Source organism: Rhodococcus jostii NBRC 16295 (assembly GCF_001894825.1).
GTDB classification, from domain to species: domain Bacteria; phylum Actinomycetota; class Actinomycetes; order Mycobacteriales; family Mycobacteriaceae; genus Rhodococcus_F; species Rhodococcus_F jostii.
This window is the reverse complement of record NZ_BCWY01000083.1, coordinates 1-16651: the sequence shown is the minus strand read 5'-3', so window position 1 is coordinate 16651 and position 16651 is coordinate 1. Positions and strand designations below refer to the sequence as shown.

15 protein-coding genes are annotated in these 16651 nt (G+C 69.2%); 10 read left to right on the top strand and 5 right to left on the bottom strand.

What is annotated here, in order from left to right:
* Nucleotides 1-2: 2 nt before the first annotated feature.
* The 3 genes from RJ1_RS35130 to RJ1_RS46340 are packed head-to-tail and all read left to right on the top strand — an operon-like array spanning nt 3 to nt 2804.
* Nucleotides 3-1772, top strand: coding sequence for an alpha/beta hydrolase (locus tag RJ1_RS35130; protein WP_073367179.1), 1770 nt, complete (start codon nt 3-5; stop codon nt 1770-1772).
* On the top strand, nt 1769-2413 hold the full coding sequence (locus tag RJ1_RS46345) for a CPBP family intramembrane glutamic endopeptidase (RefSeq protein ID WP_073367176.1): 645 nt from the start codon (nt 1769-1771) through the stop codon (nt 2411-2413). The genes RJ1_RS35130 and RJ1_RS46345 overlap by 4 nt, the downstream gene beginning before the upstream one ends.
* Before the next feature lie 4 nt (nt 2414-2417).
* Entirely contained in the window at nt 2418-2804 is a 387-nt protein-coding gene (locus tag RJ1_RS46340; RefSeq protein WP_073367173.1) for a sterol carrier family protein, read from the top strand.
* Here RJ1_RS46340 and RJ1_RS35115 read toward each other — a convergent pair whose 3' ends face one another.
* A complete protein-coding gene (locus tag RJ1_RS35115; protein WP_073367170.1) occupies nt 2805-4124 on the bottom strand; it encodes a class I SAM-dependent methyltransferase in 1320 nt (439 codons plus the stop codon).
* Between the two features lie 173 nt (nt 4125-4297).
* Here RJ1_RS35115 and purF point away from each other — a divergent pair, with 173 nt between their 5' ends.
* Together purF and purM are read left to right on the top strand one after the other, a co-directional pair.
* Complete coding sequence (gene purF / locus RJ1_RS35110) at nt 4298-5881, top strand: amidophosphoribosyltransferase (protein WP_073367167.1); 1584 nt, start codon at nt 4298-4300, stop codon at nt 5879-5881.
* Between the two features lie 120 nt (nt 5882-6001).
* Nucleotides 6002-7081 carry a phosphoribosylformylglycinamidine cyclo-ligase gene (gene purM / locus RJ1_RS35105; protein WP_073367164.1) on the top strand — a complete coding sequence of 360 codons (1080 nt, stop codon included), beginning with the start codon at nt 6002-6004 and terminating at the stop codon, nt 7079-7081.
* 125 nt (nt 7082-7206) lie between these two features.
* Here the strand turns inward: purM and RJ1_RS35100 are convergent, their stop codons facing one another.
* The 4 genes from RJ1_RS35100 to ygfZ form a co-directional block, all read right to left on the bottom strand.
* On the bottom strand, nt 7207-7407 hold the full coding sequence (locus RJ1_RS35100; protein WP_005244376.1) for a DUF3073 domain-containing protein: 201 nt from the start codon (nt 7405-7407) through the stop codon (nt 7207-7209).
* 181 nt (nt 7408-7588) lie between these two features.
* Entirely contained in the window at nt 7589-8542 is a 954-nt protein-coding gene (locus RJ1_RS35095; RefSeq protein ID WP_073367162.1) for an asparaginase, read from the bottom strand.
* Entirely contained in the window at nt 8539-9207 is a 669-nt protein-coding gene (locus RJ1_RS35090) for an MOSC domain-containing protein (protein WP_073367159.1), read from the bottom strand. The genes RJ1_RS35095 and RJ1_RS35090 overlap by 4 nt, the downstream gene beginning before the upstream one ends.
* Complete coding sequence (gene ygfZ / locus RJ1_RS35085) at nt 9204-10325, bottom strand: CAF17-like 4Fe-4S cluster assembly/insertion protein YgfZ (protein WP_073367157.1); 1122 nt, start codon at nt 10323-10325, stop codon at nt 9204-9206. Before ygfZ ends, RJ1_RS35090 begins: the two co-directional genes overlap by 4 nt.
* 62 nt (nt 10326-10387) lie before the next feature.
* On the opposite strand from ygfZ, the gene RJ1_RS35080 reads away from it, so the two are divergent.
* From RJ1_RS35080 to cydC, 5 genes are all read left to right on the top strand, one after another.
* Nucleotides 10388-11260, top strand: a complete 873-nt coding sequence (locus RJ1_RS35080; protein WP_073367154.1) for an aminodeoxychorismate lyase — start codon at nt 10388-10390, stop codon at nt 11258-11260.
* A gap of 133 nt (nt 11261-11393) precedes the next feature.
* The gene (locus RJ1_RS35075) at nt 11394-12890 is read left to right on the top strand and encodes a cytochrome ubiquinol oxidase subunit I (protein WP_073367151.1); all 1497 of its coding nucleotides are present in this window, start codon (nt 11394-11396) and stop codon (nt 12888-12890) included.
* Nucleotides 12891-12901: 11 nt separating this feature from the next.
* Nucleotides 12902-13939 (top strand): cytochrome d ubiquinol oxidase subunit II, encoded by a 1038-nt coding sequence (cydB, locus tag RJ1_RS35070; RefSeq protein WP_073367149.1) that lies wholly within the window; start codon nt 12902-12904, stop codon nt 13937-13939.
* Nucleotides 13936-15648 carry a thiol reductant ABC exporter subunit CydD gene (gene cydD, locus RJ1_RS35065; RefSeq protein ID WP_073367146.1) on the top strand — a complete coding sequence of 571 codons (1713 nt, stop codon included), beginning with the start codon at nt 13936-13938 and terminating at the stop codon, nt 15646-15648. The genes cydB and cydD overlap by 4 nt, the downstream gene beginning before the upstream one ends.
* On the top strand, nt 15638-16651 hold a 1014-nt coding region (gene cydC / locus RJ1_RS35060), incomplete at its 3' end, for a thiol reductant ABC exporter subunit CydC (protein WP_073367144.1). The genes cydD and cydC, both read left to right, overlap by 11 nt.

Below are 16651 nucleotides of genomic sequence, written 5' to 3'. Positions count from 1 at the left end.
GAATGGTCGAATCGGGGGCATTGGAGAGGGTTGACAGGGGGCCGCGGGAACTCTCGCGGCTGGTTGATCCTGCACTCCTCCACGGCCCCCGGCTCGACCGGACCTGGCGTTTCCTTCGTCTCGACTTCACCGGCATCGCGTTCGCGACGCTGTTCTTCTGCTGGTCGCTCACGCCGTCGCTGCTGCCCCGCGATTGGTTGTTCCAGGGGCTGATCGGCGGCATCAACGCCGCCATCGGCTACACGGTGGGAACGGCGATCGGCTGGGCGGTGCGCCGCTACTTCCTGAGGCGCCGGTCCTGGTGGCCGCTGCCGGAACCGTGGTCCACCGGCCTGCGTGTGCTCGTGACGGTGACGTGCGTGGTCGTCAGTCTCGTGATGCTCGCGTATTCCGCCGCCTGGCAGCGGGAACTCGCCGCGCTGATGGGGGCGGAGGGAACCACCACCACCGGCTACATCCGCACGGGTGGTCTGAGCCTGATCGTGGGTGCCGCGATCATCTCGGCATACCGGCTGTTGCGCGAACTGGTGCGATGGATCGCGGGACGCCTCATCCGGCGGTGGCACCTCGCGATCCCGACCGCGACCACGGTCGGCATCCTCATCGTGACGGTGCTGTTCTTCCTCCTCGTCGACGGTGTGCTGATGCGCGGTGTGTACGCCGCCACGAATGCCGCCTTCAGCCTGCAGAATTCGACCACCCGGGACGGCGTCGAGCAGCCCCTCGACCCCGAGAAGTCCGGTAGCCCGGAGTCTCTCGCGTCGTGGGACAGTCTCGGCTACGAGGGCCGCAACTTCGTGTCCCGCGGTCTCGACGCCGACGAGCTCACCGCCGCCAACGGCACACCGGCCAAGGACCCGATCCGCGTCTATGCGGGTCTCGAGACCGCCGAGGACACCGACGCGCGCATGGATGTCGTCATCGGTGAACTCGAGCGGACCGGCGCCTTCTCGCGGAAGGTTCTCGTCGTCATCCCCACCACCGGCACGGGGTGGGTCAATCCGACTGCGGCGCAGGCGATCGAGTTGGTCCACAACGGTGACACGGCGTTGGTGGCGAGCCAGTACTCGTTCCTGCCGAGTTGGATCTCGTTCCTCGCCGACCGGGAGAAGGCCGCGGAGGCGGGTAAGGAACTGATCGACCGCATCCATGAGCGGTGGTTGCAGGAACCCGAGGCGACCCGGCCCAAGCTGCTCGTCTACGGCGAAAGCCTCGGCACCCAGGCAGGGGAGGGTGCGTTCGAGACGCTCAGCGACATCCGGCAGACCGTCGACGGTGTTCTGTGGGTCGGGCCGCCCAACTCGAACCGTCTGTGGGGACAGCTGATCCAGCGCCGCGACCCGGGAACACCCGAGGTGGACCCCGAATATTCGGCGGGGCTGGTGGTGCGGTTCGCCGACGACTCCGCCGACATGGTCGAAGACACCGGAGAGTGGCTGTCACCGCGCATCCTGTACGTCCAGCACCCGTCCGATCCCGTCGTGTGGTGGTCACCCGACCTTGCGTTCACCCGGCCCGACTGGCTGAAGGAACCGCCGGGCGACGACCGTTCGCCGTCGATGAAATGGTTTCCGTTCGTGACGTTCTGGCAGGTGTCGGCCGATCTCACGAACGCCGCCGGGGTGCCCGACGGGCACGGCCACAACTACGGGACGCTCGTCCTCGACGGCTGGATCACGGTGGCCCAGCCCGAGGGGTGGACGGCCGTCGACACCGAACGCGTCCGCTCCACCCTCGAATCGCTCGCCGGGACAGAGGGCCCGGAGAAGTGAGCAGGCTCGCCTCCGTTGCGGCTGCGACGGCGGCGCTGGTGTGGAACAACGTCGTGCTGCCCCGGTCGGGGCTCGGCCCGTACGGGCGGGCCGTCGCGGGCGGTGCGCTCGGACTGTCGGCTGTGGGAGCCGCGCGCGCCGCCGGGTACGGCGTCGACGAACTGGGGCTGTCCGCGTCGCGGGTGCGGTCCGGACTCCACTACGGCGCCCTGGCGTCCGTCGCGCCGCTCGCGGGATATGCGATCACCCTGAGCGTCCCCGCGCTGCGAAAACGTGTGCCGCCGGGGGACGGCGCCACCGATCTCGCCGGCTGGGTGGGGTTCCGGATACCGGTGGGAACGGTGACGCACGAGGAACTGGTGTTCCGCAGCGTCCTGTCGGCCATGTTCCACCGGGGGTGGGCACCCACGACGGCTGATGTCCTGCACGCCACGACGTTCGGGCTGTGGCACGTGCGGGCCGCGCGGACCGCCGGCGACGACGTGAGGACGACCGTACTGCTCACCGGCGCGTCGACGTGGCTGTTCGAGTGGTTGCGCCGGCGCAGCGGCAGCGTCGTAGCCCCTGCACTGCTGCACCTTTCGGTGAACGTCGGTGGGGCGGTGGCCGCCGAGGTGGCGCGGGCCCGCGCAGTAGATTGACCGTATGCCGTCCCGTCGTGCCGTAGATCCCGCCGAACTGAGAGCCGCCGTCCTCGAGGTCGGTCCGTGGCTGCGCGGCGACTCCACGGAGAAGCCGTCCCGCACCCAGCTGGCCGCGGCGGTCCGGCTCAGTGCCCGGACGCTCGAGCAGGTGGCGCCGGGTTCGAGCGTGGAGGTGCGGGTTCCCCCGTTCGTCGCCGTCCAGTGCATCGAGGGTCCCCGGCACACCCGCGGCACCCCGCCGAATGTCGTGGAGACCGATCCGCGGACGTGGCTGCTGATGGTGACGGGGCTGCTGGACTTCGACGGCGCGACCGCCGACGGCGGAGTCTCGGTGTCGGGGAGCCGGGCCGGGGAGATCGCCCACTGGCTGCCGCTGCTGCGCGTGTAGTCATCTGAGCCACAGCGCGCGGGTGCGCGGCAGGCCGCTCGACCCGTCGTCGGACGGTCGCACGGTGAGGACCTGGTGGATCGTCAGCCGCCCCTTCTCCTCGAATCCCAGTGCGCTGGCCGCGAGGTACAACAGCCAGGTGCGGGCCCGCTCGGCGCCGGCGAGCCGGACCGCGTCGTCCCAGGAGTCGCGCAGCCTGCTCACCCAGGCCCGCAGCGTGAGTGCGTAGTGCTCACGGAGGGCCTCGATGTCGCGCACCTCGAGTCCGGCGTGTTCGAACGCGTCGAGCGTGCGGCTCAGCGGCAGCACCTCACCGTCCGGGAAGATGTAGTTCTCGATCAACCCCGGCGAATTCTCCGTGCCGGTGAGCGACCGGACCGACGCGATGGCGTGGTTGAGCAGGCGCCCCTCGGGGCCCAGAAGGTCGAGCAGGTGCTCGGCGTACCCCAGCAGAGCGGAGTCGCCGACGTGCTCGGACATGCCGATGCTGGAGATCGCGTCGTAGGGTCCGTCGGCGATGTCGCGGTAGTCCTGAACCCGGATCTCGATCCGATCCGACAGTCCGGCCTCGGAGACCCGGGCCCGCGCCCATTCGGCCTGTTCGTGGCTGAGGGTCACCCCGACGACGGACACGTCGTACTTCTCGGCGGCGTGGATCGCCATCGAACCCCAGCCGCAGCCCACGTCCAGCAGGCGCATCCCCGACCGGAGGCCGAGCTTGCGGCAGATCAGGTCCAGCTTGTCGTCCTGCGCCTCTTCGAGGGTCCCGGTCGTCTCGCTGCTGCCGGACCGCTGGTCCCAGTACGCGCAGGAGTAGACCATCGTCGGCCCCAGGAACAGGCGGTAGAAGTCGTTGCCCACGTCGTAGTGATACGAGACGGACGACGCGTCGCGCGCCTTGCTGTGTTTGGTGCCGCGCCGCCGTGGCGCCTCCACCGACGGTGGTCGGGGTCGCAGCCCGAGACCCCCGAGCCGGACGAACGTCGTCAGCGACTTCAGGACGCTGCGACAGTCGGAACCGCGGACGCTCAGGGTTCCCAGCCGGTCCACGAGGTCGGGGAGGGCGAGCAACCGGAAGACGTCGCCCTCGATCTCGAGGTCGCCGGACACGTAGGCCCGGACGAGTCCGAGCTCGTTCGGCGACCACAGCACCCGCCGGATCGCTCTGCGGTTCCGGAAGACGATGGTGACGTCGGACGCGGGTCCCGCCTCCGAACCGTCCCAGCAGCGGACGTGCACGGGAAGGGGGATGCCCATCGCGCCCTCGAAGGCGCTCAGGAGACGTCCTGCGGCGGTCGGAGCCGTGGTGCGGATGTTCATCGGAAAAGCCCCCGCTCGGTGGTTCGAGGATGCTGATCGGTACCGAAACTAATCTATTTTGGCCCGTTCGTCCGGGAGTCGGGCCGGTTCGAGCGGCACCGTGGGCGAACCGCCCGCGCCGGGCACGTAGACTGACCTTGCCCCTCACACGCCCATCCCCAGGGAGCACCCCGGTGACCAGAGCCGATCTGTCGGTCCACAGTCCTAATCTCCTCTCCTCGAACCCGTCCGATGAGGACGAGAACGAGCCCCGCGAAGAATGCGGAGTCTTCGGCGTCTGGGCGCCGGGAGAGGATGTGGCGAAACTCACCTACTACGGACTTTATGCTCTGCAGCACCGTGGGCAGGAGGCGGCGGGTATCGCCGTCGCCGACGGTTCGCAGGTGCTGGTCTTCAAGGACCTCGGGTTGGTCAGCCAGGTGTTCGACGAGCAGACCCTGGCGGCAATGCCGGGCCACGTCGCAGTCGGACACTGTCGCTATTCCACGACGGGCTCGACCACGTGGGAGAACGCGCAGCCGATCTTCCGCACCACCGCCGCGGGCAGCGGCATCGCCCTCGGGCACAACGGCAACCTCGTCAACACGGCGGAGCTCGCGCAACGCGCCCGTGAGGCCGGACTGGTCAACGACAAGCGTCCCGGCGGCGCCACGTCCGACTCCGACGTCGTCGGCGCCCTCCTGGCCCACGCCGCCGCCGACAGCACGATCGAGCAGGCGGCCATGAAGCTCCTGCCGACACTGCGCGGTGCGTTCTGTCTCACCTTCATGGACGAGCACACGCTCTACGCGGCCCGTGACCCGCACGGCATCCGCCCGCTGTGCCTCGGACGCCTGGACCGCGGCTGGGTGGTGGCCAGCGAGACGGCCGCACTAGACATCGTCGGTGCCTCCTTCGTCCGCGACATCGAGCCCGGCGAACTGCTCGCCATCGACGCCGACGGTGTCCGCTCCTCCCGCTTCGCCAACCCCGAGCCCAAGGGCTGCGTGTTCGAGTACGTGTACCTCGCTCGCCCGGACAGCGTCATCGGCGGACGCTCGGTGCACTCGACCCGCGTCGAGATCGGCCGCCGCCTCGCCACCGAGCACCCCGCCGAGGGCGACCTCGTCATCCCGGTGCCCGAATCGGGAACCCCGGCCGCGGTCGGGTACGCGCAAGGGTCGGGCATTCCGTACGGCCAGGGTCTGATGAAGAACGCCTACGTGGGCCGCACCTTCATCCAGCCGTCGCAGACGATCCGCCAGCTCGGTATCCGTCTCAAGCTGAACCCGCTCAAGGAAGTCATCCGCGGCAAGCGCCTCGTGGTGGTGGACGATTCGATCGTCCGCGGCAACACCCAGCGCGCGCTCATCCGGATGCTCCGCGAGGCCGGCGCACTGGAGATCCACGTCCGCATCGCGTCGCCGCCGGTCAAGTGGCCCTGCTTCTACGGCATCGACTTCGCCTCCCCGGCCGAGCTGATCGCCAACGGCGCGGGCGGCAACGGGGAACCCGGCAGCTTCGACGAGATGCTCGAAGGGGTGCGCCGCTCCATCGGCGCCGACACCCTCGGCTACATCTCCACCGAAGGCATGATCGCCGCCACCGAGCAGCCGGCATCGCGGCTGTGCGCGGCCTGCTTCGACGGCACGTACCCCATCGCGCTCCCCACGGAGACGTCGATCGGAAAGAACGTTCTCGAGGGAATGCTCGAGAGCGCGGCAGGCGGTCCCGCGACGCGGGAGAACGACAACGCGAACGCCCTCAGTCGGCCGTAGGCCAGTACATCGGGGTCCGGCCGGAGAACGTACTCCGGTACCGTAAGGACGCAATCACAGCACTCGATTGCCCGACCGACACGATTTTGACGAGCAACAGAAGGCTGGAGTAACAACCACATGACCGAGGATCCGACAAGTCGCCCTGGCGCGTCCTACGCCGCCGCAGGAGTGGACATCGCCGCAGGCGATCGGGCGGTGGAACTCTTCGCTCCCTTGGCCAAGCGCGCCAGCCGTCCCGAGGTTCTCGGTGGTCTCGGTGGATTCGCGGGACTGTTCTCGCTCAAGGGTGACTACAAGGAGCCGCTCCTCGCGGCCTCCACCGATGGTGTCGGCACCAAGCTCGCCGTCGCCCAGGCACTCGACAAGCACGACACCGTGGGCCTCGACCTGGTCGCGATGGTCGTCGACGACCTCGTCGTCTGCGGCGCCGAGCCGCTGTTCCTGCAGGACTACATCGCCGTCGGGCGGGTCGTTCCCGAGCGGGTCGCCGAACTCGTCAGCGGCATCGCGGAGGGCTGCATCCAAGCCGGTTGCGCGCTGCTCGGTGGCGAGACCGCGGAGCATCCCGGTGTGATGGCGGACGGCGACTACGACCTGTCCGCGACCGGTGTCGGTGTGGTCGAGGCTGATCAGGTGCTCGGACCCGATCGGGTCCGTCCCGGCGACGTCGTGATCGCGATGGGTTCGTCCGGATTGCACTCCAACGGTTACTCGCTGGCCCGCAAGGTCTTGCTCGAGATCGACCATATGAGCCTGACCGCGCACGTCGACGAGTTCGGCCGCACGCTGGGCGAGGAGATGCTCGAGCCCACCAAGATCTACGCCAAGGACTGCCTGGCGCTCGCCGCCGAGACGGATGTGCGCACGTTCTGCCACGTCACCGGCGGTGGACTCGCCAACAACCTCGCGCGTGTCATGCCCAAGGGCCTGGTCGCCGAACTCGACCGCGGCACGTGGAGCCCGGCTCCGATCTTCGCGATGATCGCGCAGCGCGGACGCGTGGAGCGCGCGGAGATGGAGCAGACGTTCAACATGGGCGTCGGCATGGTCGCGATCGTGGCGCCCGAGGACGTCGATCGCGCGCTGGCCGTCCTGACGGCACGGCACATCGACTGCTGGACGCTGGGCAGCATCAAGAAGTCGCACGACGTGTCGGCGGATCGCGCGGTTCTCGCGGGCGATCACCCGAGGTTCTAGGGTCGGACTTCTAGGGTCGGACGCAGTCTGTCGGAACGGGGCGAGCTAGTGGCCCCGACCGGCTGAAGATGTGGAAATGAGGGGGAGCCGGTACCGGCTCCCCCTCATTTCGTTGTCTTCAGATCTCAGCGCCGCCAGTCGTCGTCATCCTCCCGGGAGTGACCCTCCCTGTCGGCACGCTGGTCAGCGAAGACCTCGTCCCGATGCGAGTTGGACGACCCACCTGAGAGCTCTCTTTGCAGGCTGTCAAAATCCGTGGTCGGTACGCTGTACTTCAGCTCGCGTGCAACCTTGGTCTGCTTTGCCTTAGCCCGGCCGCGGCCCATGGCTGACCCCCTCGCGCTTTCGCGGGGCGGCCTGGGGAATTTGGCGGCCCCGTTTGAGTGTGTAAGTTCCTGCTCCACACTCTAGCGTGGAAAAGTCCCTCGCGCTTCCATCCACACCCCGAAGCAGTGTCGGTTTAGTCTCACCGGGCTCGCGAACTGCCCCGATGCCGGAATTTCGCCTTCAGAAGACTCCCGGAATTGCCCGGACCGTTCCCACTCGGACACCGCCGCCGAGCACGGGCTGCGACGCGAGGGCCGCGAGATCCTCGGTCCATTCGGCGCCCATCCTGTGGAGAAGTGCTGCGGCGAGGGGTAACCGGGCCCGTTCGTGGCCGTCGTCGACCTTCAGCGCGAACGCCGAGCCGTCCGCAAGCGCGCCTGCGTAGACGCCGTCGGCGCCGGCCTTCGACAGCAGCCCGGGCACGACCGGCATCAGCCGCGCGTCGTCCTTCCCGGTGCCCGAGACGAGGTACGGGTGTTCGCGGACAGCGTCTGCGACGGCGAGCTCGGGGGAGTCGGGCTCGGCGGTTACGAGCCGGGCGAACGCCCGTGCCAGATGCGTCAGCGACAGCGGGACGATCGGCAGCCCGCATCCGTCGATGCCGAGTTCGGCATCGACGTCGCCGCTGATCGACCCGAGGGTCTCGACGACCGCGAGTTGCAGCGGATGCGTCGGCTCGAGGTAGCTGTCCAGCGGCCAGTCGTTGGCCAGGCACGTGGCGAGCATCGCCGCGTGCTTGCCCGAGCAGTTCATGTACACCGGCCGGGGGAGCTCACCGGCGGCCAGCAGTTCGGCCCGGGCGAGTTCGTTGGAAGGCAGGTCCGCGGGACAGCGGAGCAGGTCCTCGTCGAGGCCGTACCGGGCCAGCAGCCGCTCGACGAGTTCGATGTGGTCCGACTCACCCTCGTGGGATGCCGTCGCGATCGCGAGCTCCTCGGAACTGGACGGCTCGAAGCCGTTCCGCAGCATGGTCACGGCCTGCCATGGCTTGTTCGACGACCGCGGATAGATCGGCGTGTGCACCTCACCGAGGGTGAGGGCGATCTCGCCGTCCGCGCGGAGGATCACCGCCGAACCGCGGTGGACGCACTCACGGAAACCGGAACGGACGACCTCGACCAGTTCGATGCTCAATACGTGACCTGCACTTCCAGTCCGGCGATCCGTCGGCGGGCCTTCTCGGCGACGGTCGGAGAGAGGTTCTCCTGCTGTTCGAGCAGTGCGACGAACCGTTCCGGGTCGCGGCCGGTGAACAGGTCGCGCACGGTGACGCCGTGGCCGGGTACGTGGAGGCGGTGGACGGTGTCGCCGGCGGTGATCGACCCCTCGGTGACCACCCGCAGGTACGCGCCGGTGTCGGCGCGTTCGGAGAACCGTTTGACCCACCGGGGCTCGGCGGCCCAGACGCCGAACGTGCCGCACGGCGTCCGGGGGCTTGTCACCTCCAGTTCGGTGGTGCCGATCCGCCAGCGCTCGCCGATCACGGCGTCGGTCGCGGCGACCCCGTCGAGGCGAAGGTTCTCGCCGAACCATCCCGGGGGCAGTTCGCGGCCGAGCTCCGACGCCCAGCGCTGCGCCTCGTCCTCCTGGTAGGCGTAGACGGCCTTGAACGGGCCGCCGTGGTACTCGGTGTCGCAGACGTGGTCGCCGGCCAGTCCGGCGGTCGTGACGCGCACGGGCCCGTCGACGGGCCGCTTGTCGATCGCCGTCCGGGTGACCCGCCGGGTGCCGCTGTCCCGCTCGGTGTGCAGCACGCAGACGGCCAGCACCTCGCCGGCCGTCGCGGTCGCCTCGCTCATCGTCCCCGGAGCCGGTCGACGGCCGCGCGGCCCGCCTGGACCGTGTCGTCCGCGGGCACGGAGTCGGGGTCGATCGACGCGGCGCAGCCGCCGGCCACGAGTTCGGTGTCGGTGGGGATGGACCGTTTGACGAGGGCCAGCGCGATGGGTCCGAGCTCGTGATGGTCGATCACCGTGCCGATCCGTCCGACCGCACGGCCTCCCGCCGTCACCGGGTCGCCCGGTTCGGGCCGGCCCTCGGCACTGCCGTCGAGGTGCAGCAGGACGAGGTGACGGGGCGGTTTGCCGAGATTGTGGACGCGGGCCACCGTCTCCTGGCCGCGATAGCAGCCCTTCTCCAGGTGGACCGCGCCGTGCTCGGCGGGACCGCCGATCCAGCGGACCTCGTGCGGGATGGTGCGGTCGTCGGTGTCGAGTCCGATCCGAGGCCGTGCGGCGGCCACTCGGAGTGCCTCGAACGCCCACGTTCCCGCGGGAGCGGCGCCGGCGGCGGTGAGCCGGCCCCACCACGTCGCGAGTCCTTCCCGCGGGATCAGCAGGTCGAAGGAGTCGGCGTTCGGCCACGGCATGCGGCGGACGAACCCGCCCCCGGGCACCGCGACGGCGGCATACGGCTCCGCCGGTGCCACGACACCGGCCGCGTCGAGGACAGTCACGGCGTCGGGGCCGATCACGCTGAGGACGGCGAGCTCGTTGCCCTCGCGGGGCTCGGCCTTGGACCAGAACACCATTTTGGTGAGGAACGACAGGAGGTCGGGTCCGCGGTCGGCCTCGGTGTCGATCCAGGTGACGCCGTCCAGGTCGGTCTGGACGAAGTGGTGCTCGACGCGGCCGTTGACGTCGAGGCTGAGGTTCTCGGCGCTCGCGCCGTCAGGGAGCGCGGCGACGTGCTGGCTCGAGATGGTGTGCAGCCAGGTGAGTCGTTCGGGTCCGCTGATCGCGATGACGAACCGGTGGGAACGGTCGACGACCACCGCGGAACGTTCGGCGCTGCGTTGTTCGCCGAGTGGATCGCCGTGATGCCAGGCGACGCCGGCGTCGGGAGAGCCTTCGGGCGCAGGAACCGCGCCCGGGGCCGTGAGGAGTGGACTGGGTGAGACGGGCAGTTTGTCGACCACGAACCCAGTCTAGGGACCATGGACCACAGGTGGCGGTCAGCAGGGTCGATAGGCTGGGTGTCATGTCTGATCGAGTGCTGGTGACACTGGACCACGAGGTGCGCGACGCGGATGCTCCGCTGCTGCACGCGGACGATCTGGCGGTGGTGCGCGGCGACGGTGTCTTCGAGACGCTGTTGGTGCGCGGCGGTCGCGCGCTGAAGGTGGAGCCGCACCTCACTCGTCTGGTCGCGTCGGCCCGCGCCCTCGGTCTGCCCACGCAGGACCTGGACGACTGGCGGCTGGCGCTGGAGTTGGCCGTCGAGGAGTGGGGGTCCGAGCGCGAGGGCGCGATGCGCCTGGTGCTCAGCCGCGGCCGGGAGTCCGGGGGAGAGGCGACGGCCTTCGTCACCGTCGGGCCGGTGTCCGAGCGGATCCGGGACGCGCGGCGCGACGGCGTGTCGGTACTCACACTGGCCCGGGGCTATTCGGTGGATCTGTCGGCGAGCGCGCCGTGGCAGCTGCTCGGGGCGAAGACCTTGTCGTATGCGACGAACATGGCGGCCCTGCGGTACGCGGCGACGTTCGGGGCCGACGATGTGATCTTCGTCAGTAGTGAGGGCAATGTGTTGGAAGGGCCACGTTCCACGGTGGTCATCGCCCGCGAGAAGACGCTCCTCACGCCGCCGCCGGAGCACGGAATTCTGCCCGGAACCACGCAGCAGGCGCTCTACGAGGTGGCGGCCGGCAAGGGCTTCCGCTGCGAGTACGCCGCGCTTCGTCCGGCGGATCTCATTACGGCGGAAGGTGTTTGGCTCATCTCGAGCATCACCATGGCCGCGCGCGTGCGCAAGATCGACGGGCTCGCTCTGCCCGATGCGCCGCTCGCCGACGAGATCGTGGAGCTGGTCGAGCTCGCGGTCGAGACGACAGGGGCCGAGTCCGCGGGCGCTTGACAGGTCTACTACATTTCGTAGTAGCAAAGTCCTGCGGGAGAAACGACCCCGCAGTACGTTGTTTTCAAGGGTCGGGCGGAAGCCCACGCTCCGACCCTGAAGCCTGTCCTACGGGCCCAGTTTCGGAGTAGCCATGGATGCCTTGGATGTCTCCCGGTGGCAGTTCGGCATAACCACCGTCTATCACTTCATCCTCGTTCCGCTGACGATCGGTCTGGCCCCGCTGATCGCCGTCATGCAGACGATGTGGGTGGTCACCGGAAAGGACCACTGGTATCGGCTCACCAAGTTCTTCGGAAAACTCTTCCTGATCAACTTCGCGCTCGGCGTCGCCACCGGCATCGTGCAGGAATTCCAGTTCGGGATGAACTGGAGCGAGTACTCGCGCTTCGTCGGCGACGTCTTCGGCGCCCCCCTCGCGCTCGAGGGACTGGTCGCGTTCTTCCTCGAGTCGACGTTCCTCGGACTCTGGATCTTCGGCTGGGGACGACTGCCGAAACTCGTCCACCTCGCCACCATCTGGCTCGTGGCGATCGGCGTGAACGCATCCGCGTACTTCATCATCACCGCCAACTCGTTCATGCAGCATCCGGTCGGGGCCGTGTACAACCCCGAGACCGGGCGCGCGGAACTCACCAGCATCTGGACGCTGCTCACCAACAACACCGCCCTCGCCGCCTTCCCGCACGTCGTCGCCGGCGCGTTCCTCACCGCAGGAACGTTCGTGGCAGGTGTCGGCGGCTGGTGGATGGTGCGCAGCATGCGCAAGGCGAAGGAAGCCACCGAACCCGAAGTGGCGAAGAAGCACGAGGACACCGCCCGGACGATGTTCCGTCCGGTCACCGTCCTCGCGCTGTGGGTCATGGTGGCCTCCGGCATCGGACTCGCCATCACCGGCGACATCCAGGGCAAGCTGATGTTCGAACAGCAGCCCATGAAGATGGCGTCCGCCGAATCACTGTGCCACACCGAAACCGGTGCCGACTTCTCGATCCTGACCGTCGGCACCCAGAACAACTGCGAGAGCATCACCCAGCTCATCAAGATCCCCGGGCTCACCTCGTTCCTCGCGGACGGCACCTTCGACTCCACCGTCGAGGGCGTCACCGAGATCCAGGCCCGCTACGAGGAGATGTACGGTCCAGGCAACTACAAGCCCAACCTGTTCGTCACCTACTGGACGTTCCGCGCGATGATCGGCTGGGCCGCCGGTTCGGCGCTGCTCGCCGTGGTCGGCCTGTGGATGACCCGTGGTGGCCGCGTCCCGGACAAGAAGTGGTTCGGCTGGCTGTCGATCCTCGTCATCCCGACACCGTTCCTCGGGAACAGCGCGGGCTGGGTGTTCACCGAGATGGGTCGCCAACCGTGGGTCGTGGCACCCAACCCCACCGGTGTGGACATGATCAGACTGACTGTCGACCAAGGAGTCTCGAATCACTCCCCGTGGACCGTCTGGGTCTCGCTCATCACGTTCACCGTGGTCTACGGAGCGCTGGCCGTCGTGTGGTTCACGCTGATCCGCCGCTACACGATCGAGGGACCACTCGAACACGACGCGCATCCACCGGGTGACGACCACGACGAGCCCGAAGAACCGGGCCGGCCCGAGCAACTGTCGTTCGCGTACTAGGGGAGACGGTCATGGGACTTCAAGAAGTGTGGTTCATCCTGATCGCGGTGCTCTTCATCGGGTACTTCGTCCTCGAGGGATTCGATTTCGGTGTCGGCATGCTGATGCCGGTTCTGGGGCGGCGCAAGGATCCCGAAGGGGACACGCGACGTCGGGTGGTGCTCAACACGATCGGCCCGGTGTGGGACGGCAACGAGGTGTGGCTCATCACCGGCGGCGGCGCGCTGTTCGCGGCGTTCCCGGAGTGGTACGCCACCCTGTTCTCCGGCTTCTACCTGCCGCTGCTGATCATCCTCGTCGCACTCATCGTCCGGATCTGCGCCATCGAGTACCGCGGCAAGATCGACGACGACACCTGGCGCAGGCGGTGCGACTGGGGCATCGTCTTCGGATCCTGGGTGCCCGCGGTGCTGTGGGGTGTCGCGTTCGCGAACATCGTGCGGGGCGTCGACATCGACGCCGACAAGCAGGTCACGTCGAACCTGTTCGATCTCCTCAATCCCTATGCCCTGCTGGGCGGTCTGACGACGGCGCTCGTGTTCGCTCTGCACGGTGCGGTGTTCCTCGCCCTGAAGACGGCCGACGAAGTGCGCACGGACGCAGTCGAGTTGGCGTCCCGGCTGGCCCTCCCGGCGGTTCCGGTGGCCGGCGCGTTCGTGCTGTGGACGCAGTTGGCGCACGGCAAGGGCTGGACGTGGATCCTCGTCGCGATCGCCGCCGCCGCACTCCTCGGGGTGGTCGCGTTCACCCGCGCCGAACGGGAGGGCTGGGCGTTCCTGCTCACGTCGATCGCCGTCATCGCCACGGTGGCACTGCTGTTCGTTTCGCTGTTCCCCAACGTCATGCCGTCCACCCTGGACGCCGCCTACAACCTGACCATCGAGAACGCGTCGTCGAGTCCATACACGCTGAAGGTGATGACGTGGGCCGCCGCATTCCTCACCCCGGTGGTGCTGATCTACCAGGGCTGGACGTACTGGGTGTTCCGTCAACGGATCTCGACCAAGCACATCCCGCCGTCGATCGGTCTCCCGCTCGAGCGCAGATGAGCACAGCGGTAGGCGACGCACCCCGCCCCGCCGAGGAACGCCCGGGCGGGGAGCGCGTTTCCCGGCGTCCCGTCGATCCGCGTCTGTGGCGGTACTCGGCGGCGGCCCGCGGATATCTCGTCCTCACGGTCGGGCTGTCGATCGTCAACGTCGCGATGGTCATCGTGTCGGCGCTCATGATCGGCCGCGTGCTCGGCGGGGTGATCGTCGACGACGCCACCGACCTCGGCCGGTGGTCCACCGAACTGGTGGTGCTCGCGGCCGCGGTGGGGATCCGGGTTCTCGGCACCTGGTTGCAGTCCCGCTTCGCGCACCGGTCCGCGACACGTGTCGTGGCGGAACTGAAGGGGGAGGTGCTCGATGTCGCCACGCGGATGCGGCCGCGGGAACTCGATCCCCGCCGGGACGAGGTCGCGACCGTACTCACCCGCGGCATCGACGGACTCGTGCCGTACCTCACCGGGTATCTACCCGCCCTGGTGCTCGCGGCCACGCTCACCCCGGCGACGTTGGCGGTCATCGCATTCCAGGATCTGACGTCCGCGGCCATCATCTTCGTGACGCTGCCGCTGATCCCGGTCTTCATGATCCTCATCGGCCTGCTCACCAGGGGCAAGGCCGCCAAGACGCTGACCGCGATGACCACCCTGTCCTCGCAACTCCTCGACCTGCTGGCCGGTCTGCCCACACTTCGCGCGCTCGGCCGCGAGCAGGGTCCGGCGACACGGGTACGTGAACTCGGCGACGCCCACCGCCGCACCACCATGTCGGCGCTGCGGGTGGCGTTCCTGTCGTCGATGGTGCTGGAACTGCTGGCCACGCTGTGCGTCGCGCTCGTCGCCGTCAGCATCGGACTTCGGCTGGTGTACGGGGGGATGGAACTCGAAGCGGGCATCGTGGCACTGATCCTCGCGCCCGAGGTGTACCTCCCGCTGCGGATGGTCGGAACCCAATTCCACGCCGCCGAGGACGGAATGGCCGCCGCGAGCAGGGCCTTCGCCGTCATCGACACCGACCGCCCGGGCGACGCGGACGGCGCGGTCGGCGCGGTCGTGGTGGACGCGGCCGGGGCGCGCCTCGAATTCGACGGCCTGGACGTCCGGTCCCGGCACGGACTGGCGCCGCGCGGACTGACCGGTGCTCTCGAACCCGGCGCGGTGACCGTGCTGACCGGACCCAACGGGTCCGGGAAAACGACTGCGGTGCACGCACTCCTCGGCCTCCTCGAACCGGAGCGTGGAAACGTGCGCGTGGCCGGCGCACCCGTGGACTCGCTCGACCGGTCCGCGTGGTGGGCGCAGGTGGCGTGGCTGCCGCAGCACCCCGTTCTCGTTCCCGGCACCCTCGACGAGAACCTCCGGCTGACCGGAGACGTCGTCGACCTCGAACATGCCTGCACTGCCACGGGTTTCGACGAGGTCCTCGCCGAACTCCCCGAGGGCTGGAACACGCGGGTCGGATCCGGCGGAACGGGACTGTCGCTCGGTCAACGGCAGCGGCTCGCCCTGACCCGTGTGCTCGCCACCCGGCGTCCCGTGCTGGTGCTCGACGAACCCACCGCGCACCTCGACGACGCCGCGGAGCGCACCGTGCTGGATTCCCTGCGGAGCCTCGCCGCCGCCGGCCGGACGGTCGTGGTGGTCGGGCACCGTCCGACGGTGCTCGCGGCCGCCGATCGGGTGATCGAGGTGACCGCCGATGTCGCGTGACCCGCTGATCCGGGCGCTGCCGCTGCTCGACCTGCAGCCGGGACGGGTGTTGCGCGCCGTCGCGGCCGGCGTCGCCACGCTGGGTAGTGCGCTCGCGCTGGCGGCGCTGTCCGCGTGGTTGATCACCAGGGCATGGCAGATGCCACCTGTCCTGGACCTCAGCGTGGCCGTGGTGGCGGTACGGGCGCTCGGCATCTCCCGCGGCGTCTTCCGCTACCTCGAGCGGCTCGCCACCCACGACACCGCCCTCCGCGGAACAACGTCCGCCCGCACCCAGCTGTACCAGCGGCTCGCCGACGGAGACCCCGCCGCCGCGGCCGGACTGCGGCGCGGCGAACTGCTCGCCCGCACCGGCGCCGACGTCGACACCCTCGGCGACGTCGTGGTGCGCGCGCTCGTTCCCATCGCCGTGTCCGTCGTCCTGGCCGTCGTCGCCGTCGGCATCCTCGCGGTGATCACACCCGCATCGGCACTCGTCCTCGCCGTGGCGCTCGCGGTGTCGGGGGTCGCGGCGCCCTGGCTGTCCGCGCGGGCCGCCCGCACCGCCGAGACGTCCGGCGCCGACGCACGCGCCCAGTTCAGTGAGGACGCCGTCACCGCCCTCGATCATGCTGCGGAACTCCGCGTCGCGGGCCGCCTCGACCGGACCGTGTCGCGGGCCGCCGACGCCGAACGCGCCGTGGTCACGGCCACCGACCGTGCCGCCGCACCCAGCGCCTTCGCCGACGCCGCCACCCCGCTCGCGGTGGGAGCTAGCGTGATCGCGTCGCTGCTCATCGGCATGGACCTGTACTCGTCGGGGACCATGAGCCCGATGGCCCTGGGCATCCTCGTGCTCCTGCCACTGTCCGCGTTCGAGGCCACGGCAGCGCTGCCCGCGGCGGCGGTCGCGCTGACCCGGGCGCGGATCGCGTCGCGCCGCATACTGTCCGTGCTGGACGCCGCCGTCGCGGACCCGCACCCCGGGGACCTGCCTCTCGACGGGCCCGCGCAGATCGTCGCG

Bases quoted from the DNA above. Each gene is read 5' to 3' on its own strand.
- RJ1_RS35130 (WP_073367179.1), top strand. From the start codon at position 3: ATGGTCGAATCGGGGGCATTGGAGAGGGTTGACAGGGGGCCGCGGGAA.
- RJ1_RS46340 (WP_073367173.1), top strand. From the start codon at position 2,418: ATGCCGTCCCGTCGTGCCGTAGATCCCGCCGAACTGAGAGCCGCCGTC.
- RJ1_RS35115 (WP_073367170.1), bottom strand. From the start codon at position 4,124: ATGAACATCCGCACCACGGCTCCGACCGCCGCAGGACGTCTCCTGAGC.
- purM (WP_073367164.1), top strand. From the start codon at position 6,002: ATGACCGAGGATCCGACAAGTCGCCCTGGCGCGTCCTACGCCGCCGCA.
- RJ1_RS35100 (WP_005244376.1), bottom strand. From the start codon at position 7,407: ATGGGCCGCGGCCGGGCTAAGGCAAAGCAGACCAAGGTTGCACGCGAG.
- RJ1_RS35090 (WP_073367159.1), bottom strand. From the start codon at position 9,207: ATGAGCGAGGCGACCGCGACGGCCGGCGAGGTGCTGGCCGTCTGCGTG.
- RJ1_RS35080 (WP_073367154.1), top strand. From the start codon at position 10,388: ATGTCTGATCGAGTGCTGGTGACACTGGACCACGAGGTGCGCGACGCG.
- RJ1_RS35075 (WP_073367151.1), top strand. From the start codon at position 11,394: ATGGATGCCTTGGATGTCTCCCGGTGGCAGTTCGGCATAACCACCGTC.
- cydB (WP_073367149.1), top strand. From the start codon at position 12,902: ATGGGACTTCAAGAAGTGTGGTTCATCCTGATCGCGGTGCTCTTCATC.
- cydD (WP_073367146.1), top strand. From the start codon at position 13,936: ATGAGCACAGCGGTAGGCGACGCACCCCGCCCCGCCGAGGAACGCCCG.